At 69.0% G+C, this 23,596-nt stretch carries 23 protein-coding genes; 13 read left to right on the top strand and 10 right to left on the bottom strand.

Annotated elements, in window-relative coordinates; all coding sequences use genetic code 11:
• The first annotated feature begins 663 nt into the window (after positions 1-663).
• The 7 genes from KOI35_RS07465 (at position 664) to KOI35_RS07435 (ending at position 8,056) form a co-directional block, all read left to right on the top strand.
• The gene (locus tag KOI35_RS07465; RefSeq protein WP_215785281.1) at positions 664-987 is read left to right on the top strand and encodes a YbaB/EbfC family nucleoid-associated protein; all 324 of its coding nucleotides are present in this window, start codon (positions 664-666) and stop codon (positions 985-987) included.
• A gap of 4 nt (positions 988-991) precedes the next feature.
• Positions 992-1,585: a recombination mediator RecR gene (gene recR / locus KOI35_RS07460; RefSeq protein ID WP_215785280.1), complete on the top strand. Its 594-nt coding sequence runs from the start codon at positions 992-994 to the stop codon at positions 1,583-1,585.
• Between the two features lie 410 nt (positions 1,586-1,995).
• Complete coding sequence (locus KOI35_RS07455; RefSeq protein WP_215785279.1) at positions 1,996-2,997, top strand: ABC transporter permease; 1,002 nt, start codon at positions 1,996-1,998, stop codon at positions 2,995-2,997.
• 78 nt (positions 2,998-3,075) lie between these two features.
• The gene (locus KOI35_RS07450) at positions 3,076-4,848 is read left to right on the top strand and encodes an ABC transporter substrate-binding protein (RefSeq protein WP_308120836.1); all 1,773 of its coding nucleotides are present in this window, start codon (positions 3,076-3,078) and stop codon (positions 4,846-4,848) included.
• Between the two features lie 103 nt (positions 4,849-4,951).
• Entirely contained in the window at positions 4,952-5,953 is a 1,002-nt protein-coding gene (locus tag KOI35_RS07445) for an ABC transporter permease (RefSeq protein ID WP_215785278.1), read from the top strand.
• Positions 5,954-5,966: 13 nt separating this feature from the next.
• Positions 5,967-7,001 (top strand): ABC transporter ATP-binding protein, encoded by a 1,035-nt coding sequence (locus KOI35_RS07440; RefSeq protein ID WP_308120835.1) that lies wholly within the window; start codon positions 5,967-5,969, stop codon positions 6,999-7,001.
• Positions 7,002-7,018: 17 nt separating this feature from the next.
• Positions 7,019-8,056 (top strand): ABC transporter ATP-binding protein, encoded by a 1,038-nt coding sequence (locus KOI35_RS07435; protein WP_215785277.1) that lies wholly within the window; start codon positions 7,019-7,021, stop codon positions 8,054-8,056.
• 71 nt (positions 8,057-8,127) lie between these two features.
• On the opposite strand, the gene KOI35_RS07430 is transcribed toward KOI35_RS07435, so the two are convergent.
• The 6 genes from KOI35_RS07430 to KOI35_RS07405 form a co-directional block, all read right to left on the bottom strand.
• On the bottom strand, positions 8,128-9,354 hold the full coding sequence (locus KOI35_RS07430) for a calcium-binding protein (protein ID WP_215785276.1): 1,227 nt from the start codon (positions 9,352-9,354) through the stop codon (positions 8,128-8,130).
• 11 nt (positions 9,355-9,365) lie between these two features.
• A complete protein-coding gene (locus KOI35_RS07425) occupies positions 9,366-10,451 on the bottom strand; it encodes a calcium-binding protein (protein WP_215785275.1) in 1,086 nt (361 codons plus the stop codon).
• A gap of 102 nt (positions 10,452-10,553) precedes the next feature.
• Positions 10,554-11,018 carry a hypothetical protein gene (locus KOI35_RS47105; protein ID WP_246612637.1) on the bottom strand — a complete coding sequence of 155 codons (465 nt, stop codon included), beginning with the start codon at positions 11,016-11,018 and terminating at the stop codon, positions 10,554-10,556.
• Positions 11,018-11,683: an HNH endonuclease family protein gene (locus tag KOI35_RS07415; protein WP_246612793.1), complete on the bottom strand. Its 666-nt coding sequence runs from the start codon at positions 11,681-11,683 to the stop codon at positions 11,018-11,020. Before KOI35_RS07415 ends, KOI35_RS47105 begins: the two co-directional genes overlap by 1 nt.
• A 78-nt stretch (positions 11,684-11,761) precedes the next feature.
• Positions 11,762-13,489 (bottom strand): 2-isopropylmalate synthase, encoded by a 1,728-nt coding sequence (leuA, locus tag KOI35_RS07410; RefSeq protein WP_215785273.1) that lies wholly within the window; start codon positions 13,487-13,489, stop codon positions 11,762-11,764.
• A gap of 183 nt (positions 13,490-13,672) precedes the next feature.
• A complete protein-coding gene (locus KOI35_RS07405) occupies positions 13,673-14,440 on the bottom strand; it encodes a hypothetical protein (RefSeq protein WP_215785542.1) in 768 nt (255 codons plus the stop codon).
• Positions 14,441-14,653: 213 nt separating this feature from the next.
• On the opposite strand from KOI35_RS07405, the gene KOI35_RS07400 reads away from it, so the two are divergent.
• Genes KOI35_RS07400 through cutA form a run of 3 tightly spaced genes read left to right on the top strand, consistent with a single transcriptional unit; the run spans position 14,654 to position 17,303 of the window.
• Positions 14,654-15,919, top strand: coding sequence for an aspartate kinase (locus KOI35_RS07400; RefSeq protein WP_215785272.1), 1,266 nt, complete (start codon positions 14,654-14,656; stop codon positions 15,917-15,919).
• An 8-nt stretch (positions 15,920-15,927) separates the two neighbouring features.
• Positions 15,928-16,983, top strand: a complete 1,056-nt coding sequence (locus tag KOI35_RS07395) for an aspartate-semialdehyde dehydrogenase (protein ID WP_215785271.1) — start codon at positions 15,928-15,930, stop codon at positions 16,981-16,983.
• Positions 16,980-17,303 (top strand): divalent-cation tolerance protein CutA, encoded by a 324-nt coding sequence (gene cutA, locus KOI35_RS07390; protein WP_215785270.1) that lies wholly within the window; start codon positions 16,980-16,982, stop codon positions 17,301-17,303. Before KOI35_RS07395 ends, cutA begins: the two co-directional genes overlap by 4 nt.
• Before the next feature lie 26 nt (positions 17,304-17,329).
• Here cutA and KOI35_RS07385 read toward each other — a convergent pair whose 3' ends face one another.
• The 4 genes from KOI35_RS07385 to pyrE are packed head-to-tail and all read right to left on the bottom strand — an operon-like array spanning position 17,330 to position 19,740.
• Complete coding sequence (locus KOI35_RS07385; protein WP_215785269.1) at positions 17,330-18,079, bottom strand: sulfite exporter TauE/SafE family protein; 750 nt, start codon at positions 18,077-18,079, stop codon at positions 17,330-17,332.
• 52 nt (positions 18,080-18,131) lie between these two features.
• Complete coding sequence (locus tag KOI35_RS07380) at positions 18,132-18,881, bottom strand: hypothetical protein (protein ID WP_215785268.1); 750 nt, start codon at positions 18,879-18,881, stop codon at positions 18,132-18,134.
• Complete coding sequence (locus tag KOI35_RS07375; protein WP_215785267.1) at positions 18,878-19,186, bottom strand: PadR family transcriptional regulator; 309 nt, start codon at positions 19,184-19,186, stop codon at positions 18,878-18,880. Before KOI35_RS07375 ends, KOI35_RS07380 begins: the two co-directional genes overlap by 4 nt.
• Before the next feature lie 38 nt (positions 19,187-19,224).
• Positions 19,225-19,740: an orotate phosphoribosyltransferase gene (gene pyrE / locus KOI35_RS07370; RefSeq protein ID WP_215785266.1), complete on the bottom strand. Its 516-nt coding sequence runs from the start codon at positions 19,738-19,740 to the stop codon at positions 19,225-19,227.
• Positions 19,741-19,832: 92 nt separating this feature from the next.
• Here pyrE and KOI35_RS07365 point away from each other — a divergent pair, with 92 nt between their 5' ends.
• From KOI35_RS07365 to KOI35_RS07355, 3 genes are all read left to right on the top strand, one after another.
• Positions 19,833-20,993 carry an FIST signal transduction protein gene (locus KOI35_RS07365; RefSeq protein WP_215785265.1) on the top strand — a complete coding sequence of 387 codons (1,161 nt, stop codon included), beginning with the start codon at positions 19,833-19,835 and terminating at the stop codon, positions 20,991-20,993.
• 2 nt (positions 20,994-20,995) lie between these two features.
• Complete coding sequence (locus KOI35_RS07360; protein ID WP_215785264.1) at positions 20,996-23,191, top strand: putative bifunctional diguanylate cyclase/phosphodiesterase; 2,196 nt, start codon at positions 20,996-20,998, stop codon at positions 23,189-23,191.
• A 61-nt stretch (positions 23,192-23,252) separates the two neighbouring features.
• On the top strand, positions 23,253-23,552 hold the full coding sequence (locus tag KOI35_RS07355) for a hypothetical protein (RefSeq protein WP_215785263.1): 300 nt from the start codon (positions 23,253-23,255) through the stop codon (positions 23,550-23,552).
• The last annotated feature ends 44 nt before the right edge of the window (positions 23,553-23,596 follow it).

Below are 23,596 nucleotides of genomic sequence, written 5' to 3'. Positions count from 1 at the left end.
TTCGACCCGGGGGACGAGCCGCTCGACGACGTCGTCGACGAGAAGACCGCCCGCGAGAGCAGCGAACAGCAGGCGATGCGGCTGCTCCAGGAGGCATTCGGCGCCGAGAAGATCGGCGAGAGCTGACCGCACGGCGACCGTGCCGCGGTCCGGCTCGTCCGGGCCCACGCCCGCGTGAGAAGCCCACGCCCGCGTGAGAAGCCCACGCCCGCGTGAGAAGCCCACGCCCGCGTGAGAAGCCCACGCCCGCGTGAGAAGCCCACGCCCGCGTGAGAAGCCCACGCCCGCGTGAGAAGCCCACGCCCGCCTGAGCAGCCCACGCCCGCCTGAGCAGCCCACGCCCGCCTGAGCAGCCCACGCCCGCCTGAGCAGCCCACGCCCGCGTGAGCATTGCGGATGCCGGTCCCTGGGCCCGGTTCGGCCCGGATCAGCGGGGCCAGGTCGCGGGCCTCGTCGGCGCCGGAGGAACCGGTGATCCGTATCTGATGGTGCGGTTGTCTCGCTCCTGGACCCGTACGGGAAGAGGGGTTTGGTCTCGAGTGGCGTGTGGTGTCGTGTGCGTGCGCGGCGGCTACGCTGGGCGGCGATTGTGGTGACCCGGGTGGGATCGACGGGCTTCAGCGCAGATCAGTGACTTCCGAGCAGAGTTTGAGGAGCGGTGCCATGCGGCCCGGTGGACAGCCGAACATGCAGCAGATCATGAAGCAGGCGCAGAAGATGCAGCAGCAGGTTGCGCAGGCGCAGGCTGAGCTGGCCGAGGCCGAGCTGACCGGCACGGCCGGCGGCGGGCTTGTCACCGTGACCGTGACGGGGCTCGGTGAGTACAAGTCGGTGAAGATCGACCCCAAGGCGGTCGACGCCGATGATGTCGAGACTCTCGAGGATCTGGTGCTGGCGGCGATCCACAACGCGGCCGAGGCGCAGCGGGAGCTCACCGAGGAAAAGATGGGGCCGGCCACGGGCGGCCTCTCCCTGCCGGGGTTCTGATCGCGTGTACGAGGGCGCCATCCAGGATCTGATCGACGAGCTGGGGCGGCTGCCGGGCGTGGGCCCGAAGAGCGCCCAGCGGATCGCGTTCCACGTTCTGTCGGCCGACCCGGCCGACGTCAACCGGCTGTCCACTGCGCTGCGCAAGGTCAAGGAGCTGGTGCGGTTCTGCACCACCTGCTTCAACGTGGCCGAGTCGGAGCAGTGCCGGGTCTGCCGCGATCCGCGCCGCACCAACGAGGTGTTGTGTGTGGTGGAGGAGCCCAAGGATGTGGTGGCGATCGAGCGGACCGGGGAATTCCGGGGCCGCTATCACGTGCTCGGTGGGGCGATCAATCCGCTCGAGGGAATCGGGCCGGACAATCTGCGCATTCGCGAACTGCTCCTGCGGCTCGGCACGGGAGAGGTCAAGGAATTGATCCTGGCCACCGACCCGAACACGGAGGGTGAAGCCACCGCGACCTATCTTGCACTGATGGTCAAACCGATGGGGATTGCTGTCACAAGATTGGCAAGTGGTCTGCCGGTTGGTGGTGACCTTGAGTATGCGGACGAAATTACCCTCGGTCGCGCCTTCGAGGGTCGTCGCGCCGTTTAGAGGTACATAACGTGATCGTATGATCACGAAGAGATAGCGTTTTGGTCGGGAATCGCTCCTCAAAAGACATCTACACGGTAGTTTCCGTTTGGTCGGAGCGGCAGGTCACGGTCACATCACGACGGGGACACGGAACCGTGCGTGTGCGGTCGGTGAACTTGACCTGAAGCACCGCAGTAGGTGAGTGTTCCTCCGATGGCGGCACACCCGCCGTCGAGTGCCTTCGTGGCAGCGGTCTGATCTGACCGGTGCGACGAGGGTCGGGCACTCGAGGCATGCGATAACCGATCGGTTGCCGTTCGCTGCGTGGGCCATCGTCATCCGGTCAGTGCGGGGGGTTCGTCTCTTCTGCGCGCCGGTGGCCGTGGACCTCATGCTCGTCCGGCCGCCGGGAGAGGACCGGCGCTTAGATGTCGCTAGGCCCAGAGGCGTCGATCACGGATGAGTCGACGGCTCCGACCGCCGACGCGGCCGAACGTCCCGGTGAGAAGGCTATTGCCGGACGATCGCTGAAGCAGATCGCCTGGCGCCGTCTCAAGAAGGACAAGGTCGCGATCGCCGGCGCTTGCGTCGTGATCTTCCTGATCCTCGTGGCGGTTCTCGCCCCGCTGCTGATCAAATGGTTCGGCCATCCGTTCGACGAGCCGCACATCGATCAGCTCGATCCCACCCTGAGCACGCCGCTCGGCAAGCTCGGCGGCATCAGCCGGGAGTTCCTGCTGGGCGTCGAGCCGCAGTCCGGCCGCGACATCTTCAGCCGGATCATCTACGGCGCGCAGACCACGCTGTCGGTCGCGTTCCTCTCGGCTTTCGTCTCGACGATCCTCGGCACGGTCTTCGGCCTGATGGCCGGCTTCCTCGGTGGCTGGGTCGACTCGGTGATCAGCCGGATCATGGACTTCCTGCTGGCCTTCCCGCAGCTGCTCTTCGCGATCGCGCTGCTGTCGGTCCTGCCCGACACGTTCTTCGGGCTCGGTGACCGCTGGTCCCGGGTCTTCGTCCTGGTCGGCGTCATCGGCTTCTTCGGCTGGCCCTACATCGGCCGGATCGTCCGCGGGCAGACGCTGTCGCTGCGCGAACGCGAGTTCGTCGAAGCCTCGCGCAGCCTGGGCGCCCGTTCCGGCCGCATCCTGTTCCGCGAACTGCTGCCGAACCTGGCCGCCCCGATCCTCGTCTACACGACGCTGATCATCCCGACCAACATCCTGACCGAGGCGGCACTGAGCTTCCTCGGCGTCGGTATCCCGCCGCCGAACCCGTCCTGGGGCGGCATGTTGTCGGACGCGGTCACCTTCTACCAGATCGACCCCATGTACATGATCATTCCGGGTGGAGTGATCTTCATTACCGTGCTGGCCTTCAACCTGTTCGGCGACGGCCTGCGCGACGCACTCGACCCCAAGGCTCGCTGAGCCGCGGGATCGGGCATCACCACCGCAATTTTTTCCGCGGACCGGCCGGGTTCGCTGTTCGAGGAGGTAGGAGAACTGGTGGCACGCAAGATGAGGGTGCTGGCGGCGTCAGGCGTCGCACTTACACTCGGGCTCACCACCGCCGCGTGCGGTGGCGGCTCGGACGACAACAAGAACAGCAGCAGTTCGAATGGCAAGTCGGAGTTCGGCGCGGCCATCACGAGCGTTGTCAACGCGAGCACGACCAAGGGCGGCACGCTCAACCTCTGGTCGTCGCAGGACGCGGACAGCTGGGACCCGGCGCGCGGCTACTACGCGTTCGTCTGGAACCTCAACCGTCTCTACACCCGCAAGCTGGTGGACTACGCCGCCACGCCGGGCAAGGACGGCCTGAAGCTTCAGCCCGACCTGGCCGAGGCCGAGCCGGAGATCAGCGCGGACAAGCTGACCTACACCTTCAAGCTGCGCCAGGGCATCAAGTTCGACGACGGCAGCGCGATCACGTCGAAGGACATCAAGTACGGCATCGAGCGCGTGTGGGCGACCGACACGATCTCGGGTGGCCCGTACTACCTGCCGAACGTCCTCGACCAGGGCCAGAAGTACACCGGCCCCTACAAGGACACCGCCCCGGACAAGCTGGGCCTGAAGTCGGTCACCACGCCCGACGACTCGACCATCGTGTTCAAGCTGGCCAAGCCGTACTCCGACTTCCTCTACCTGCTGGCCATGCCGGGCTCCGGCCCGGTGCCGCAGAAGCGGGACACCGGTGCCAAGTACGGCTCGAAGCCGGCGGCCTCGGGCCCGTACATGTTCAAGGACATCCAGCCCGGCAAGAGCGTGTCGTGGGTGCGTAACCCGAACTGGGACCCGGCCACCGACCCGATCCGTAAGGCTCTGCCGGACGCGATCAACCTGACCATCACCACCAACGCCGACGACCTGGACAACCGTCTGCTCGCCGGCACGGCGGACCTCGACGTCGGCCAGACCGGTGTGCAGGCCGCGGCCCGCACCAAGCTGCTGACCGACCCGAACCTGAAGGCCAACTCGGACGCCCCGACCACGGGCTTCCTCCGGTTCGCCGACATGACCCCGGTCGCGCCGATGGACAACATCGACTGCCGTAAGGCCGTCATCTACGCCGCCGACCCGACTGCACTGCAGGCGGCCCGTGGTGGCGAGTTCGCGGGTGGCGACATCGGCACCAGCATCCTCCCGCCGAACATCGCGGGCTCGGACGCGAACTACGACCCGTACAACCGCAAGCAGGGCAAGCCGCAGGTCGACAAGGCCAAGGAGGCCCTGGCCGCGTGTGGCAAGCCGACCGGCTTCAACGTGACGATCGCGGCTCGCAACAACCGTGACGCCGAGGTCAAGACGGCGGAGGCCCTGCAGGCTTCGCTCAAGGCCGTGGGCATCATCGCCAAGATCGACCAGTACGACGGTGCGCAGGACTCGGCCATCGGTGGCTCGCCCGAGATCGTGAAGCAGCGCGGTTACGGCATCATCATCACCGGTTGGGGCGCCGACTTCCCGACTGGTGCCGGCTACATGCAGCCGATCGTCGACAGCCGTTACATCACCAAGAACGGCAACTTCAACCGGGCCGAAGTCAAGGACCCGGCGATCGACAAGCTGTTCGACGACGCGGCCGGCGAGACCGACCCGGCCAAGGCCGCCGCGATCTACGCGCAGATCAACCAGAAGACCATGGAAGGCGCGTACCTCCTGCCGTTCGTGGTCGACAAGGCGCTCAACTACCGCAACCCGCGGCTGACGAACGTCTACATCCACGACGCCTTCGGCATGGTCGACTTCCAGGCCCTCGGCACCAGCGACGGCAAGTGACGTCGTTCCACCCTGGTAACAACGGGTAAATCGAAGGGTTGGTGAAGGCCGCCCCCGGCGGGCGGGTATCGAGAGATGCCCGCCCGTCACTCGGCCGAAAGTCGTGCTGGCATACATCGTTCGTCGCTTGTTCAACGCGATCATCACGCTGCTTGTGGTGACCGCGGTGACTTTCGCGATCTTCTTCGCGATCCCCAAGGCCACCGGTAGTGATCCGGCGCTGCTCTATATCGGCAAGCAGTCCGACCCGGCGGCGATCGAGGGCATCCGGACGAAGATGGGCTTCAACGACCCGATCATCGTGCAGTACGGCAAGTTCCTGAAGGGCATCGTGGCCGGCCGCGACTACGCCAACGGCCCCGACGTCACCCACTGCCCGGCGCCGTGTCTCGGTTACTCGTTCTCGACCGACCAGGAGGTCACGCCGCTGCTGATGGAGGACCTGCCGGTCACTCTGTCACTGGCGCTCGGCGCGGCCGTCCTGTGGCTGATCATCGGCATTTCGTTCGGCGTGATCTCCGCGTTGCGAAGAGGCACGTTCATCGACCGGGCGGCGATGACCACCGCGCTGGCGGGTGTCTCGCTGCCGGTCTACTTCACCGGCCTGCTCGCCTCCGCCATCTTCATCTACTGGCTGGAATGGCTGCCACAGGGCCAATACGTACCCTTCACCGAAAATCCGGCGGAGTGGTTCACCGGCCTGCTGCTGCCCTGGATCACGCTCGCTTTCCTGTTCGCGGCGACCTACGCCCGCCTCACCCGGGCCAACATGCTCGAGACGCTGGGCGAGGACTACGTACGGACCGCCCGGGCCAAGGGCCTCACCGAGCGGGTCGTCATCGGCAAGCACGCGCTGCGCTCGGGTCTCACCCCGATCGTCACGATCTTCGGTCTCGACCTTGGCGCGCTGCTCGGCGGCGCCGTCCTCACCGAGACCGTCTTCAACCTCCGTGGTCTCGGCTACCAGGCCCTGACCGCGATCCGGCAGAACGACCTGCCGATCATCCTCGGCGTCACCTTGATCGCCGCGTTCTTCATCGTCTTCGCGAATCTGATCGTCGACCTGGTCTACGGGTGGATCGACCCTCGCGTCCGGCTGGCCTGAGGGAGAGTCACACGTGTCCACCCCCATCGCTCGCCCGTACCTCGAGGTCAAGGACCTCAACGTCCGGTTCGAGACCGACGACGGCATCGTCCAGGCGGTCACCGACTCGTCCTTCAGCGTCGAGCGCGGCAAGACGCTCGGCATCGTGGGCGAGTCGGGTTCCGGCAAGAGCGTCACCTCGCTCGCCGTGCTGGGCCTGCACCGCACCCGCAGCAACGCCAAGGTGAGCGGCGAGATCTGGCTCGACGACCAGGAACTCGTGACGGCCACCGACGAGCAGGTCCGCAAGCTACGTGGCGGCAAGATGGCCATGATCTTCCAGGACCCGCTGAGCGCGATGCACCCCTACTTCACGGTCGGATCGCAGATCGTCGAGGCGTACCGGGTGCACCACCCGGAGACGAACAAGAAGGTCGCCCGCGAGAAGGCGATCGACATGCTGGCGCGGGTCGGCATCCCCCAGCCCGAGCGGCGCTTCAACGACTACGCCCACCAGTTCTCGGGCGGTATGCGGCAGCGCGCGATGATCGCGATGGCGCTGGTCAACGACCCGTCCCTGCTGATCGCGGACGAGCCCACCACGGCTCTCGACGTGACCGTGCAGGCGCAGATCCTCGACCTGATCCGCGACCTCCAGGACGAGTTCGGGTCGGCGGTCATCATGATCACCCACGACCTCGGCGTGGTGGCCGAGCTCGCCGACGACGTCCTGGTGATGTACGGCGGCAAGGTGATCGAGAAGGGGCCGGCGATCGACACCTTCCAGAACCCGCAGCACCCGTACACCTGGGGTCTGCTCGGTTCGATGCCGCGCCTCGACCGTGAGGTGCGCGACCGGCTCAACCCGGTCAAGGGCACGCCGCCCAGCCTGATCAACCTGCCCGACGGCTGCGCCTTCCACCCGCGCTGCCCCTACGCCGGGCGCAACGGCAACCGGTCCTTCACCGAGGTGCCCATGCTGCGCGGCGACGTGCACAAGGTCGCCTGCCACCTGCCTCCGGACGATCGCACCACGATCTTCCAGCAGGAAGTTCTACCGAACCTCTGAGCGGAAGTGAATTGACGATGAGCGAGAACCTGCTCGAGGTCTCCGGACTCCAGAAGCACTTCCCGATCACCAAGGGCCTGTTCAAGCGTCAGGTCGGTGCCGTACGCGCGGTCGACGGCATCGACCTCGAGGTGCGCGCGGGCGAGACGCTGGGCTTGGTCGGCGAGTCCGGCTGCGGCAAGTCGACCGCCGGCCGCCTGTTCACCCGGATCCTGGAACCGACCGGCGGCAAGGTCGTCTTCGAGGGCAACGACATCTCGCACAAGAACGTCAACCAGCTCCGGCCGCTCCGGCGCGACGTGCAGATGATCTTCCAGGACCCGTACTCGTCGCTGAACCCGCGGCACACGGTCGGCGCGATCATCTCGGCGCCGCTGCAGATCCAGGACATCCCGACCCCGCAGGGCCTCAAGAAGGCCGTGCAGGAGCTGCTCGAGCTGGTCGGCCTGAACCCCGAGCACTACAACCGCTACCCGCACGAGTTCTCCGGCGGTCAGCGGCAGCGCATCGGCATCGCGCGGGCCCTGGCCTTGCGGCCCAAGCTGATCGTCGCCGACGAGCCGGTGTCCGCGCTCGACGTGTCGATCCAGGCCCAGGTGGTCAACCTGCTCGACGATCTGCAGCGCGAGTTCGACCTGACCTACGTGTTCATCGCGCACGACCTGTCGGTGGTGCGGCACATCTCGGACCGGGTCGCGGTCATGTACCTGGGCAAGGTCGTGGAGATCGCGGAGCGCGACGACCTCTACAAGAATCCGCGCCACCCGTACACGGTCGCCCTGATGTCGGCCGTGCCCGTGCCCGACCCGGCCCGCCGGGACCGTGCGCAGCGCGACCGGGTGTTGCTCACCGGCGACGTGCCCAGCCCGATCAACCCGCCGTCGGGTTGCCGGTTCCGCACCCGCTGCTGGAAGGCGCAGGACATCTGTGCCACCGAAGAGCCGCCGCTGACCGTCCGGCTCGAGGACCCGCAGTCGCACCTGACCGCCTGTCATTTCCCGGTGGTCGACGATGAGACCGTCGCGGGCCGCCGTCCGGCTGCCACGCCGGCCTGAGTTCCTTTTCCCGTACGACGAAAAGGCCGCCCCCGCGTCACGTACGCGGGGACGGCCTTTGTTCGTTGTGGCTACTTGGTCTTCGACGACAGACGCTTCAGCGCCTTCATGGCCTCGACCGGGTTCTTCGGCAGCGACTCCCGCACGTTGCCGTTGTCCGGGGTGTTGCGGCGCTGCGAGGCGGTCACCGGCGGCGCGCCGTCGCCGTACTCACAGCCGACCACCGTCTCGCCCGCCTCGACCGCGTCGGCGCAGAAGTCGTAGCCGGCGCCCGCGTCGATGTTGTCGATGCCGCCGTCACCCCACACGGCGTCGTCCCCGGCGCCGGCCCGCAGGATGTCGTTGCCCGGGCCACCGGTCAGCAGCTCCTCGGCGGCCCGGTCCGAGCCGGTGATCCGGTCGTTGCCGTAGCCGCCCCAGATGCTCTCGACCGACTGGTAGATCGAGTCGCGCTCGCCCGCTGCGCCGTCGTCGCCGACGACCGCGTCGTTGTCGGCGGTGATGGCCTTGGTGCGGTTCCAATAGAACACGGCGTCGTCCCCGTCGCCGCCGATGAACGAGTCGGAGTCGGTGCCGGCCGGGTAGTCGGTGGCGTCCTCGACGAAGACGTCGTCGTCGGCATCGCCGTACATGATGTCGTTGCCCTGGTTGCCTTGCAGCTCGTCCTCGCCCGCGCCGCCCTCGAGCCGGTCGTTGCCCGGACCGCCGTACATCGTCTCGTCGCCGTTGCCGCCGAGCAGCGTGTCGTTGCCGGTGCTGCCGGACAGCACGTCGTTGCCGTCGCCGCCGGACACGACGTCGTTGTCGCTCTCGCCGCGCAGCACGTCGTCGCCGCCCAGGCCCGAGATGTTGTCGTTGCCCGTGTTGCCGTAGACGTCGTCCCTGAGCGGGCCGCCGGTGAACTTGTCGTTGCCGCTGCCGAGACGGGCCGTCATGCCGAGGCCGCTGTTGTTGACCACGGTGTCGCTGCCGTTGCCGACGTCGACGCGGACCCAGACGGGCGCGACCGAGAGGGCGCACCGGATCTTGGTCACGTCGCCGCTGACCGCGGAACAGCCCGCGCCGGCCTTGAGGCCGAAGATGTCATCGACGGTGACCGTGTTGCCCGAGCGGGTCACCACGACGTTGTTCGCCTTGTCGGCGGCGGCCGTGTAGGTCACGATGTTGCCGCTCACGACCGAGACGACGCCGGTGGTCGCAGCCTCGGCAGGGAGGGCGATCCAGGCGGCACCGGCTACGGCGGCCGCGCCGAGCACGCCCACTCCGCCGCGGATGACGGACTTCTTGCGGATACTCACAGTCTGTCCTTTCAGGACGATGTGCGGAGCTTGATCAGAAGCTCCATCCGGGTGGCGCCGGTCGGGCGCGCACTGGTGAGGGTGGTGACGGCGGAGCCGGACTCCTCGCAGTTGAGGACGGTGTCGCCGGCTGCCGCGTCGACGCAGGCGTCGTAGCCGCCGGCGCCGTTCAGATAGTCGTTGCCGTCCTCGCCCCAGAGGAGGTCGTCGCCGGTGCTGCCGGCGATCACGTCGTTGCCCGGGCCGCCGAAGAAGCCCTCGTCGCGCGTGGTGCCGAGCAGACGGTCGGCCGCGTCGCCGCCGCCCAGGCCCTCGACGGTCGAGCTGATCGAGTCGCCCTCGCCGGCCGAGCCGTCGTCGCCGGCCACCCCGTCCGCGTCGGCCGTGACCGGCTTCTTGCGGGACTGGTAGTCGACCACGTCGGTGCCCGGGCCGCCGGTGAACGAGTCGCGGTCGGTGCCCGCCGGATAGTCGGTCGGGGTGTTGAACGAGTCGTTGCCCGCGCCACCGTCGAAGACGTCGTTGCCCTGCTGGTTGATGAACACGTCGTCGCCGTTGCCGCCGAGCAGGCGATCGTTGCCGGTGCCGTCGGCGATGGTGTCGTTGCCGTCGCCGCCGGACAGGGCGTCGTTGCCCGCCTCGCCGCGCAGCACGTCGTTGCCGCCGAGGCCCCAGATCGCGTCGTTGCCGTCGCCGCCGTAGACGTCGTCGCGGGCCGGACCGCCGGTGATCTTGTCGTTGCCGCCGCGACCCCACGCGGTCATGCCCAGACCGCTGTTGTTGACCAGGGTGTCGTTGCCGTCGCCGAGGTCGGCGCGGATCCAGACGGCGCCGGCGCAGGTGATCCGGGTGACGTCGCCCTTGACCGCGGCGCAGCCCGGACCGGCCTTGAGGCCGTAGATGTCGTCGACCGTGAGCGTGGAGCCCGTACGGGAAAGCCTGACGTTGTTGGCCTTGCCCGGCGCGGCCGTGTAGACGACGACGTTGCCGCTGACCTTGGAGACGGTGCCGGAGGTAGCGGCCTCGGCCGGGACGGCTGTCCAGGCGACCCCGACGACGCCGAGCACACCGGCGACGAAGGTCTTGCGCTTACTCACGGCTGGTTCTCCTAGGCTTGCGCTACGTGAGGGGATTTCACGAAGCCTGGAGATCATAGGGCGATACGGGGGCGTTCCGCTGTCCCGTACCGCCCCGATAGGTCAGCCTTCCGGACGATTCAGGATGCCCACCACGACGGCGTGTACCGCTTCGATATCGGCCGGGTCACGCAGGGTGGCCTTGGCACCGGTGACGACGTACCACTCGTCGGCGTCCTTGTATTGGACGTGGACCACGACCTCGGAGCCGGTGACCTCGGTGCGCAGGGTCAGGTCGCCGGTCACGACGCCCACCTCGTCGGTCATGACGCCGCCCTGGCCGGCCACGATGTCCGTCGTGAGGGGAGCCGGTGCCGCGGCGGGTGCGGCTTCCGTCACAGTTGCGGGATCGGCGGCCGGCGCGGCCTCGGGTGCGGCCGCGTCGGGTGCGGCCTCGGCAGCAAGCGGCTCGGCGGCGGTCTCGGGCCCGGCGGGCGCTTCCGGGGCGGGCGTCTCCGGGGCGGACGTCTCCGGGGCGGGCGCTTCCTCCGCGGCGGGCGCTTCCGAGTCTGGTGTCGGCGTGGTCATCAGCAGGTCTCCAGCATGTCCTTGAGCGCGGTCTTCTCCTTGGTGGTGACCGTCAGCTTCCACTTGACCTTCACCGCGATCCAGTCTTGCGCATATTCACACCAACTGCTCGATTCGGTCGGCTTCCAGGTGGACGGGTCCTGGTCGCCCTTCGAGCGGTTGGACGACGCCGACACCGCGATCAGCTGCGGGTCGTCGAGATCGTTGGCGAAGTCCTCGCGCTGGGCCGTCGTCCATTTCGAGGCGCCGGACCGCCACGCGTTGGCCAGCGGCACCATGTGGTCGATGTCCACCTTGGTGGGTGAGGTGAGCTTCTGACCGTCGTACAGGCTGACCCACGAGCCGGCGACCACGTTGCAGCCGGAGGTCTTGACGTTCTTGCCGTCCCGCTTCAGTACCGAGTCGCGGACGTCGCAGTTGGAGCCGGTGCTGCGCCAGTGCGGGAACTTCTCGCGGCTGTAACCGCTCATCGAGCCCGCGCGGGTCACCACCTTGAGCGAGTCGAGCTCGGACGACGAGGTGGTCGCGTCCTTGGTGGAGCCGCCGGTGCTGGTGGGTGCGGGGGCGGGCTCGAGGGAGACGCCCTCACAGCCTGAGAGGCCCGAGAGGGTGAGCACGGCGGCGGCCAGAATCAATGCAGGGGTACGAGGGGGCACGCTCCCCAGCGTAGGAGAAGCGTGCCCCTTGTGCCCGAGTCGTCGCCCGTGCGCGGATCGTCCCGCGAGGCGAACGGTGGTGAAAGATCAGCCCGCGCGGTTGACGGCGCTGGTCACGGCCTTGATCGACGCGCTCACGATGTTCTCGTCGATGCCGACGCCCCACACCGTACGATCGCCGACCTCGACCTCGACGTACGCCGCGGCCTGCGCGTCTCCACCCGAGGTGAGCGCGTGCTCGTTGTAGTCGAGCACCCGCGCCTTGATCCCCAGCGGCGCGATGGCCTGCACGAACGCGTCGATCGGGCCGTTACCGACACCGACCAGCGGCCGGCGCTGTCCACGGTGGAAGATCTCGACGTCGATCTCGACCTTGCCGTCGCGGACCGTGGTCGTGTAGTCCTCGATGGTGAAGGCCTTGCGGGCCTGGTGGTCGACCAGGTATTCGCCGGCGAAGATGTCCCACATCTCCTGCGGGCTGACCTCGCCGCCCTCCTCGTCGGTGTGGTGCTGCACCACGCCGGAGAACTCGATCTGCAGCCGCCGCGGCATGTCGAGCTTGTGCTCTTCCTTCATGATGTACGCCACGCCGCCCTTGCCGGACTGGGAGTTGACCCGGATGACGGCCTCGTAGCTGCGGCCCAGGTCCTTCGGGTCGATCGGCAGGTAGGGCACGCCCCAGGTGAACTTGTCGATGTCGACCCCGGCCGCGTCGGCGTCGGCCTGCAGCGCGGCGAAGCCCTTCTTGATCGCGTCCTGGTGCGAGCCCGAGAACGCGGTGTAGACCAGGTCACCGACGTACGGGTGACGCTCGTGCACGGGTAGCTGGTTGCAGTACTCGACGGCGCGCTTGATCTCGTCGATGTCGGAGAAGTCGATCATCGGGTCGATGCCCTGGGAGAAGATGTTCAGCCCCAGCGTGACCAGGTCGACGTTGCCGGTGCGCTCGCCGTTGCCGAACAGGCAGCCCTCGATGCGGTCGGCGCCGGCCAGCAGGCCCAGCTCGGCCGCGGCGACGGCGGTGCCGCGGTCGTTGTGCGGGTGAAGGCTCAGCACCACGGACTCGCGCCGGGGCAGGTTGCGGTGCATCCATTCGATCGAGTCGGCGTACACGTTGGGCGTGGCCATCTCGACCGTGGCGGGCAGGTTGATGATCAGCGGCCGGTCCGGCGTCGGGTCGATCACGTCGATGACGGCCGAGCAGATCTCCAGGGCGTACTCGAGCTCGGTGCCCGTGTAGGACTCGGGCGAGTACTCGTAGAAGATCTCGGTGTCCGGGGTGTGGATCTCGGCGTACTTCTGGCAGAGCCGCGCCCCGGTGGTGGCGATGTCGGTGATGCCGTCCTTGTCCAGGCCGAACACGACCCGGCGCTGCAGCGTGGACGTCGAGTTGTAGAAGTGCACGATGGCGCGCTTGGCGCCGCGGATCGACTCGAAGGTGCGGTCGATCAGGTGCTCCCGGCACTGCACCAGCACCTGGATGGTGACGTCGTCGGGGATCAGGTCCTGCTCGATCAGCTGCCGTACGAAGTCGTAGTCGGTCTGGGACGCGGCCGGGAAGCCGACCTCGATCTCCTTGTAGCCCATCTGCACCAGCAGCATGAACATGCGCCGCTTGCGCTCGGGGGACATCGGGTCGATCAGGGCCTGGTTGCCGTCGCGCAGGTCGACCGCGCACCAGCGAGGGGCGGCCTCGACGTGCCGGGCGGGCCACTGGCGGTCGGGCAGATCAACGGCGAATTGCTTCTCGTACGGGACGTAGCGCTCGAACGGCATCTTGCTGGAGCGCTGGGTCTCGAAGGCAGAAGTGGACATGTGGAACTGCTCCAAGGGAGAGAAAGACGAGAAGGCGGCGCGCGTCAGCTCCGCGACGAGGTGCCGGCCTCGAATGGGGCCTCGTCGCGGCAGCTAAGAAGAAGGAGCGCCTGCCACATGTCGAAATCGACCCTACGTGACCGGTCGAGGCGTCGCCAGCACTACGCCCGGATGGTGGGAAGGTCAGGACGAGGGGACTACCCCGGACGGCTCGACGACCGGGGGCGGCGGCGGGGCGTCCATGCCCATCGGCGGGCCGGCGACCTCGGGGCCGGGCAGCGTCACGGTGGCCGGGCCGGCGATCTGGTTGGTCAGCTTGACCTCGCCGAACCCGACCCGGGCGGCGGTCAGCACGCCGTCGTCGGCATAGCAGTAGATGCCGACGTCGACCGGGGCGGCCAGCGAGGCCGAGATCGAGTCGATCGAGAAACAGGTGCCCTTGGCCCCGGTCAGCGGGGGTACGTCGCCGACGGCGAGGGCGGACTGCCTGTCGGTGAAGACGCTGAGCCACTGCCGGAAGAGCCGTTCGACCTTGGGGGAGTAGTCGGCCGGGACCTTCTTGCCCGGCTTGGCGACCTTGACGCAGGTGGGGCTGATCGGGTTGGTCTGCGAGCCGAGGGTGCACTGGAAGACGCCGGCCGCCGTCGAGAGGATGCTCACGTCGGCCGTGCCGCCGAGCGCGCCACCGCTGACATCGACCCGCCAGGTGCCGTCCCGGCCGACCGTGGCGACCACGTTGCGGGCCTGGCCGTCACCGTCGTCGAAGGTGTAGAGGGCCGCGTACGCCTTGTCGAGGGCCAGCGCGGCCAGCCCGACGAGCTCACCGCGCGCGCCCGACGTGTCAGGCGGGGCTGACGCCGACACCGACGGGCTGGGAGTCGGAGCGCTCTCGGACGCGCCCGAGCACGCCGCGACCCCGGACAGGAGCAACGCGGCGGACACGACAAGCATCGAAGGTGGGCGCACCGAGACATTCTCGCCTCCTTCGGCCGTAACGCCCGGACCGACGGGCCGTTCGCGCGTTCGGCGTGTCGCGCGTGTCCGGCCGGCCGGCGGCCGGAATCTGGGATCGGCTGTCGGTTCGGAACCCGGTCGCGGCTACTGTGGTGGCGATTGTCCTGACCGGCGCCGCCGGTACGTTCAGCCGAAGGATTGGGTTTCGCCGTGGCATTGGTGGTGCAGAAATACGGTGGTTCGTCGGTCGCGACCGCCGAGCGCATCAAGCGCGTCGCCGAGCGCATCGTCGGGGCCCGCAAGGCCGGCGACGACGTCGTGGTCGTGGTCTCCGCGATGGGTGACACCACCGACGAACTGATGGATCTGGCCAACCAGGTCAGCCCGCTGCCGCCCGGCCGTGAGCTCGACATGCTGCTCACCTCGGGCGAGCGCATCTCGATGGCGCTGCTGGCGATGGCCATCCACAACCTGGGTTACGAGGCCCGGTCCTACACCGGATCGCAGGCCGGCGTGCTGACCACGTCGACCCACGGCAAGGCCCGCATCATCGACGTCACCCCCGGCCGCCTGCGCAGCGCGCTCGACGAGGGTGCGATCGCCATCGTCGCCGGCTTCCAGGGCGTCTCGCAGGACACGAAGGACATCACGACCCTCGGCCGCGGTGGCTCCGACACCACCGCCGTGGCTCTGGCCGCCGCCCTGCACGCCGACGTCTGCGAGATCTACACCGACGTCGACGGCGTGTTCACGGCCGACCCGCGGATCGTCCCCGACGCGCAGCACATCAAGCAGATCACGTACGAGGAAATGCTCGAACTCGCGGCCGGCGGAGCGAAGGTGCTCATGCTGCGATGCGTGGAGTACGCGCGGCGCTTCAAGGTGCCGATCCACGTACGCTCTTCATACTCGAACAAGCCCGGCACCCTGGTCACTGGATCGATGGAGGACCCTGACGTGGAACAAGCGCTCATCACCGGGGTCGCGCACGACCGGAGCGAAGCCAAGATCACGATCGTCGGCGTGCCCGACGAGCCGGGCGCGGCCGGGCACATCTTCAACACGGTGGCCCAGGCCGAGATCAACATCGACATGATCGTGCAGAACGTGTCGACCGAGGGCACCGGGCGTACGGACATCTCCTTCACCCTGCCGAAGGCGGACGGCGCGACCGCCATGACCGCCCTCGACAAGATCAAAGATCAGATCAAGTTCAAGAGCCTGCTCTTCGACGACCACGTGGGCAAGGTGTCGCTGATCGGCGCGGGCATGCGCTCGCACCCGGGCGTCGCGGCCTCCTTCTTCGCCTGCATCGGCGAGGCCGGCGTCAACATCGAGATGATCTCCACCTCCGAGATCCGGGTCTCGGTGGTCTGCCGCGACAGCGACCTCGACACCGCCGTCCGCGCCGTGCACGACCAGTTCGAGCTGGGCGGCAGTGAGCAGGCGGTGGTTTACGGCGGGACCGGCCGGTAAGCCCGGCCATGGCGCAGCCCACGCTCGCCGTCGTCGGGGCGACCGGCTCCGTCGGGACGGTCATGCTCGAGCTGCTGACCTCTCGGCGCAACGTCTGGGGTGAGATCCGGCTGATCGCCTCGGCGCGATCGGCCGGCAAGGTGCTGAGCTGCCGCGGCGAACAGCTGACGGTGGCCGAGCTGACTCCCGAGGCGTTCGACGGCGTCGACGTCGCGATGTTCGACGTGCCCGACGAGGTGTCGCTGCAGTGGGCGCCCGTCGTGGCCGCCCGCGGTGTCACCGTGGTCGACAACTCGGCCGCCTTCCGCATGGACCCGGGTGTCCCGCTCGTGGTGCCCGAGGTCAACAAGGAAGACCTGCGCGAACGCCCACGCGGCATCGTCTCCAACGCCAACTGCACCGTGATGGCGATGATGATGGCGATCGCGCCGCTGCACCGCGAGTACGGTCTGCGCGAGCTGGTGCTGGCCTCCTACCAGGCCGCCTCGGGAGCCGGTCAGGTCGGCGTCGACACGCTGCACGACCAGCTCAGCAAGGTGGCCGGCGACCGGCTGCTGGGCTCCCGGCCGGGCAACGTGCGCCAGGCGGTGGGCGACGAGCTCGGCCCGTTCTCGGCGCCGCTCGCGCTCAACGTGGTGCCGTGGTCGGGTGCGCTCGAGCCGCTCGGCTGGTCGTCCGAGGAACTCAAGCTGCGCAACGAGTCCCGCAAGATCCTCGCGCTGCCGGCTCTCAAGGTCTCGGCCACCTGCGTACGGGTACCGGTCGTGACCGGGCATTCGATCGCCGTGCACGCGGTCTTCGGCTCCGAGGTCGACGCCGAGGGCGCCCGCCAGGCCCTGCGCAACGCGCCCGGCGTGATCCTGGTCGACGATCCCGAGGCGGGCGAGTTCCCGATGCCGATCGACGCGGTCGGCACCGACCCCTCGTGGGTGGGCCGCATCCGCCGGGCGATGGACGACCCGCGCGCCCTCGACCTGTTCGTGACCGGCGACAACATGCGCAAGGGGGCCGCCCTCAACACGGTGCAGATCGCCGAGCTGATCGCGGCCGAGCTGTCCAAGTGACCGGCGTCGTCGAGGTCGTCATCACGGCTTCCGACCCCGACTGGCTGGCCGCGTTCACCCGCCGGCTGGTCGACGACCGTCTGGCCGCGTGCGGTCAGCAGATCGCGGCGATCCGTTCGATCTACCGCTGGGACGGCGCGGTGCAGGACGACCCCGAGGCTCGCGTCGCCCTGCACACCCGGGCCGACCTGGTCGACCGGATCGTCGAGCGGGCCAACACCGAGCACCCGTACGACGTACCGTGCGTCCTGGCGTTGCCGATCGTCGCCGGCAACCCCGCCTATCTCGACTGGGTCCGCGCGGAGACGACGCTCGCCTGACGGCCCGGAGGCTGCGGCCGCGCGAGTCAGCGGCCGGCGCTCCACCACAGGTAGGCGGCCAGGCCCAGCCCCGCGACGGCGATCGCGATGCGCAGCGGGCGGTCCGGCAGATGGCGTACGAGGATCGAGCCCAACCAGCTACCGGCCAGGCACCCGATCGCCATGAGAGCGGCCGCGGCCCAGTTCACCGGCGCGACCACGGCGTAGATGACCGCGGCGGCCAGGTTGGCCGCCCCGAGCGCGATGGTCTTGACCGCGTTGGTCACCGGCAGCGGCTCGGTCGCGGCCACCGACAGAACCGCCAGCATGAGCACGCCGGCCGCCGCCCCGAAATATCCGCCGTAGACGCCGATCAGCAGAACCGCGACACCCACGGCGACCGCCGGCATCGACCGGTGCCCGCCCCACCGCCGCAGCGGATCGCGCATCAACAGCAGCACGGATCCGAGCGCGACCAGCACCGGAACAATCCGCTCGAACGCCGACGACGGCGTGGCCAGCAGCAGCGCGGCCCCGGCCAGGCCCCCGACCGCGGCCACCGCGCACAGCTTGGCCAGCCGCCGCCCCTGCCCACGAAGCTCCGGCCGGGCCCCGACCGCCGTGCCGGCCGTGACCGACATCAACGCCACGGTGTTCGTGACGTTGGCCGCGATCGGTGGAATTCCCAGGGCGAGCAGAGCCGGATAGCTGACCAGTGAGGCCAGACCGGCGATCGACCCGGTCAGCCCACCCCCGACACCACCGGCCACCAGGACCAGGGCATCACGCAGCAGCACCCGATCACCGTAGGGAGCGCCCCCGCCCCAGGTCACGCTCTCGTAGCCGACCTCACACGGTGGCCCGGCGGCGGAGCAGGAGGGCGGCTACCGCGACCAGTGCGGCCGGCAGGCCGATTCGCCACGCGGCGAGGATCAGCAGGCCACGGGTGTCGTCGATTTCGGCTACCTCGACCGTGGCGACGATCAAGCCCGCGCTCAAGGCCAGGCCGGTCGCCAGCAAAAGGCGCTCGTCGACCACGGTCCAGAGGGCCAACGCCACCACCAAGGCGAGCTGCACGCCCGCGGGCAAGTGGTAATCCCCGGCCCAGGCCAGTGGCAGTAGGATCGCCAGCGGGTGCAGGACGGGGCGGCGTGGGCCGGGGACCAGCAGGAAGACGGCGGCCACGGCGAAAGCGGACGTGGCCGGGATGCTGATCTGGTCGGTGCCGCTGAGCAGCAGGGCGGCCACGGCCAAGCCGAGCGCGGGCAGGCGGTAACCGATCATCACGGCCACCGACGCCAGGCCGGCGACGATCCAGGTCGCGATGGTCAGGTTGCTGCGGAGCTGGGTGCCGTAATAGAGGTCGTTCAACGGCGCCACGGCCCCGGCGATGAGCAGCATCAAGGCTGCGGTTCGTAGGGCGGCCTGCCAGCGTACGCGGGAAGGGTCTTGATCTGAGAGTCTCGCCCGCAGGCCGCCGAGCACCAGCGCCGGCAGCTCGCGCCGCATCGGCCGGCCGGCCGTGAGCAGGACGTCGAGCATCTCGTCGCGCGGGTGGTCGGCCGGATAGAGACGCAGCAGCGTGCGGTAGGTCTTCATGCGGTGCCCAGCCCGGGACGCAGTACGACGCGGGCCGCCTCGGACATGCGGACGGCCTCGGCCCGCAGAGCGGAACGACCCGAAGGGGTCAGCGCGTAGTGGCGGCGGGCCCGGCCGTTGACGATCTCTTCGCGGACGACCTCGATCATCGCCTCGCGCGTGAGGCGGTCGAGGGCCTGGTAGAGCGTGCCGGTGGCCAGGCTGATCCGTTGGTCGGACAGCTCGGCCACCCGGCTCATGATCGCGTAACCGTGGCCAGGCCCGTCCTGCAGCGCGGCCAGGATGAAATACGTCGGCTCCCTCACGAAGCCAACATATGTCATCCACTTACATATGTAAACCGCTAGGCCAGGTCGGCCCGGGTGAGCAGGGCGCGCAGCTGGATGCCCTCGGCCGACAGTGCCTCGGCGCCGCCCTCCTGCCGGTCGATCACGCAGAGGGCGTGGTCGACGTGCGCGCCGAGCTTGCGCAGCTCGCCGGTCGAGATGACGACCTGGCCGCCCGAGGTCACCACGTCTTCGACCACCAGCACGCGCCGGCCGGCCACCTCGGCGCCCTCGGCCAGGCGGGCCGTGCCGTACTTCTTGGCTTCCTTGCGGACGAAAGCGGTGGGCAGCTTGGCGTGCCGGGCCAGCGCGGTCACCACGGCGATGCCGCCCATCTCGAGCCCGGCCAGCACCTCGGTGCCCTCGGGGATCAGGACGGCCATCTGCTCGGCCAGCTTGTCGAGCAGCTCGGGGTCGGCCTCGAACTGGTACTTGTCGAAGTACTCGTTGGCGATGCGCCCGGAGCGCAGGGTGAACTCGCCGGTCAGCCGGCTCACGTCGCGGACCTGCCGCGCGAGGTCAGAGTCAGTCACAAGGAGCAAGCCTGTCAGGCCACTCCCGGACACCCGACGGCACCCCACACGCAACCACTCAGCAACCGACAAACCATGCCGATCAGAGGGTCATGCAGACCAACCCGCACCGGTGGTTCGGCGTGGGCCAGAGCAGTGCGCCCGATTCGCGCAAGGCGGGGGCCGAGGCCGCGTCCGAGGCGATCGGCGGACGGGAGGCCAAGGCCGTCTTCGTCTTCGCGTCGGTCACTCACGACCTGCCCGAACTGCTTCGCGGCGTACGGATGGAGGCCGGGCCGGACGCCGAGATCGTCGGCGCCACCACCATGGGGGAGCTGGGCAGCGCCGGTACGACGGTGGGCGGGCTCTCGGTCGCGGCGCTCGGCGGCGACGGGTTCACCGTGCAGGCCCGGGCGGCCCACGTCTACCAGTCCGACCCGCGGGCGGCCGGGGCCGCGGCGGCCGAGGCTCTGCACGACATGGACGACGAGCACAAGGTGCTGATCCTGCTGGCCGACGGGCTGGCGCGGCAGACGCACGAGATCGTCCGAGGGGCGTACTCGGCGATCGGGGCCAGCGTGCCCCTGGTGGGTGGGTTCGCCGCCGACGACCGGCAGTTCGCCAAGACCTACCAGTTCTTCAACGACGAGGTGCTCAGTGAGGCCGTGATCGGTCTCGCCCTCGGCTCGGACGGGCCGATGGGCATCGGGGTCGCGCACGGCTGGCGCCGCACCGAGCCACCGATGATGGTCTCCAAGGCCACCGGGCCGCACATCTACGAGCTGGACCACGAACCGGCGCTCGACGTGCTGCTGCGCCGCAACAACTTCGACGGTACGGCGGCCGAGTTCTTCAGCCAGGGGCATTCGCTGCAGCCGCTCGGACTGTCCCGGCGCAGCGGCGAGGACATCCGGGTGATCCACGCGGGTGACGACGAGGCCCGGTCGGTGTGGGGAACGGCCGACGTGCCGCAGGGCGCGCTGGTCTGGCTGATGGAGGGCGACCGCCAGTCGCTGCTGGACGGTGCCGCCTGGTCGTGCACCGAGGCGGTGGCCCGGCTCGAGGGTCTGCCCCCGCTCGGGGTGCTCGCGTTCGACTGCGGCGGTCGCTGGGCCGGGCTGGTCGAGGGCGGTCTCGAGCAGGAGATCCAGGCCATGCGTACGGCGTTGAGCGACGCCCCGTTCGCCGGCTTCTACACGCTGGGCGAGATCGCCCGGGTTCGCGGCGCGATGGGCACCCACGCGCTGACCCTCGTCACCCTGGCTCTGGCCTGACCATGCCGAGCTGGTCGTCCCACCTCCTCACCGAGTACTTCGCCGCGGTCAACGCCGCGGCCGATGAGACGTCGGCGATCGCCAGCGCGGTGGAACGGGCGACCGAGATGGTCGAGGCCGAAGTGGGCGCGGTGGTGCGGGAGGGCCGGGTCTTCGGGGCGTACGGCTTCGGTCCGGTCGTCCCCGAGACCGCGTTGCACGAGGTGGCCGCCGGTCAGCCGATGCTCGAGGTCCCGTACGTCGGTGAACTGCACGCGGTCAGCAATCCGCTCGGCTCCGAGACGGGTGACGCCCTGATCGTGGCCCGGTTGTCCGAGCCCTTCGAGCCGGCCGAGCGGCAGATGCTGCAGGGCATGGGTCAGGTGCTCGGTCTCGCGCTGCGCAGCATCCGGGTGCTCGCCGCGGAACGGCACATGCGGGCCGAGCAGGAGCGTCAGGCGTCGACCGCGCAGACCCGGCAGCGGCTGGTCGAGTCGCTGCTCACCATCCAGCGGGCGATCTCGGCCCGGCGTCCGCTGCCCGAGATCCTCGACGCCGTCACCGGCGGAGCGCACGACCTGCTGGGTGGGGCCACGGTCACGCTGATGCTGGCCGAGGGCGGCACCGACCGCCGGCTGACCGTCGCCTCGAAGCAGGGCGAGGACGTGTCACCACCCGAGAGCCTGGCCCGCGCGGCGATGGCGGGCGGTGCGGTGGTCGTGCGGCCGGACGGGGCGGGCTGGATGATCGCGGCGCCGGTGCGGGTCACCGGCGAGATGGCCGGCAGCCTGGTCGCGCACCTGCCCGGGGTCGCCGGGCAGCAGAACGAGCAGCGCGATCAGCTGGCCGCGTTCGCCCAGCAGGTGAGTCTGGCCCTGACCGACGCGCGCACGGTCGAGGCGGTGCGCGAGGCCCACCACGACCCGATCACCGGGCTGCCCAACCGGGCGCTCTTCCTCAAGATCCTCAACCGGGTGCTGGCCTCCCGGGTCACCAGCAGCGATCCGACCAGCGTGCTGTTCATCGACCTGGACCGGTTCAAGGCGGTCAACGACAGCCTCGGTCACGACGCCGGTGACCAGTTGCTCGCCCTCGTGGCGCGGCGGCTGCGTGGATGCGTACGGGCCAGTGACACCACGGCCCGCCTCGGTGGCGACGAGTTCGCCGCGCTCGTGCACGACTCGCCGGCCGAGACCGCCGAGGTGGTGGGCGAGCGGATCGTGACCGCCCTCAAGGAGCCGTTCCGGGTGGCCGGTCGCGAGGTGTTCATCGGTGCCAGCGTCGGCATCGCGATCTCGCGCGAGTCCGAGCAGAAGTCCGAGGAGCTGTTGCACAACGCCGACGTGGCCATGTACCGGGCCAAGAAGGACGGTCCGGGCCGGGTGCTGGTCTATCAGCCCTACATGCACGCCGAGGCGCTCGACCGCCTGAGCCTGCGCGGCGACCTGCAACGGGCGCTGCGCGAACGGGAGTTCCGGCTGCAGTACCAGCCGCTGATCCGGCTCGCCGACGGTCAGGCGGCCGGCGTCGAGGCGTTGATCCGCTGGCAGAGCCCGACCCGCGGATTCGTCTCGCCGGTCGACTTCATCCCGATCGCCGAGGAGTTCGGGCTGATCGTCGACATCGGGCAGTGGGTGCTCGAGACCAGCGCGGTGCAGGTGGCCAAGTGGCGGCGCGACCATCCCGACCTCACGCTGAACGTCAACGTGTCCGGCCACCAGCTCGTCCATCCGCGGTTCGCCGACAACGTCATGCGGGCCCTGGCCATCGCCGGCCTGCCGTCGAGTGCGGTGACGCTCGAGCTGACCGAGTCGGTGCTGATGAGCGAGCCCGACCTGGGCATGTCGGCGTTGCACGTGCTGCGCGGTCTGGGCGTGCAGCTGTCGATCGACGACTTCGGCACTGGATATTCGTCGCTGGCCTACCTGCGCGAGCTGCCGGTGGACGAGCTGAAGATCGACCGGGCGTTCATCGCTCGGGCCGAGTTGACCAGCGAAGATCTGGCCCTGGTACGCACGATCGTCGAGCTCGGACAGATCCTGGGTCTGCGTGTGGTGGCCGAAGGTATCGAAAATGCGGCCCAGCTGGCGGCGTTGCGCGGCCTCGGATGCGGTTACGGCCAGGGCTACCACCTGTGCCGTCCGGTCGATCCCGAGGTCGTGCTGGAACGACTGTCCGGGTCACCCGTTGGCGTACTTGATCACCGCTCTACCGCATGAGTCATGCTCTAGGGGTACTTTTCGGCTAATTAGTACATTTGCCCCGGAAGGAAAATAGACGGTGACACCCTTCGCGCTGCTCTTCCTGCTCGCCCTCGCCGGTTCCTCCTGCTTCGCCCTCGGCCGGGCCCTCGGCCGTGGCGAGCGCTACGAAAAGGGCTACCGTGAGGGTTTCCGGGACGGCGAGACCGGCTCCCTGGCTCGCGCCGCACGTCTCATCCAGCTCAACGACCGCCCGGCCATCGCCCCCGCTATCGAGTCGATGCTCGGGCCCTACGCGGTGCCCCAGCAGCAGCTGCCCGGGCGCAACGCGTCGCCGGCGGTCACGGCTGTTCCGGTGCGGCCTCAGCTGGCCATCTAGGGCAATTTCCTTCCAGATCAAAAGCTTGCGGGGGTACGGCGTTG

Source organism: Paractinoplanes bogorensis (assembly GCF_018829635.1).
Taxonomy (GTDB): Bacteria; Actinomycetota; Actinomycetes; order Mycobacteriales; family Micromonosporaceae; genus Actinoplanes; species Actinoplanes bogorensis.
Note: the sequence above shows the minus strand (reverse complement) of the source record. Positions and strands in the feature narration are given on the sequence as shown.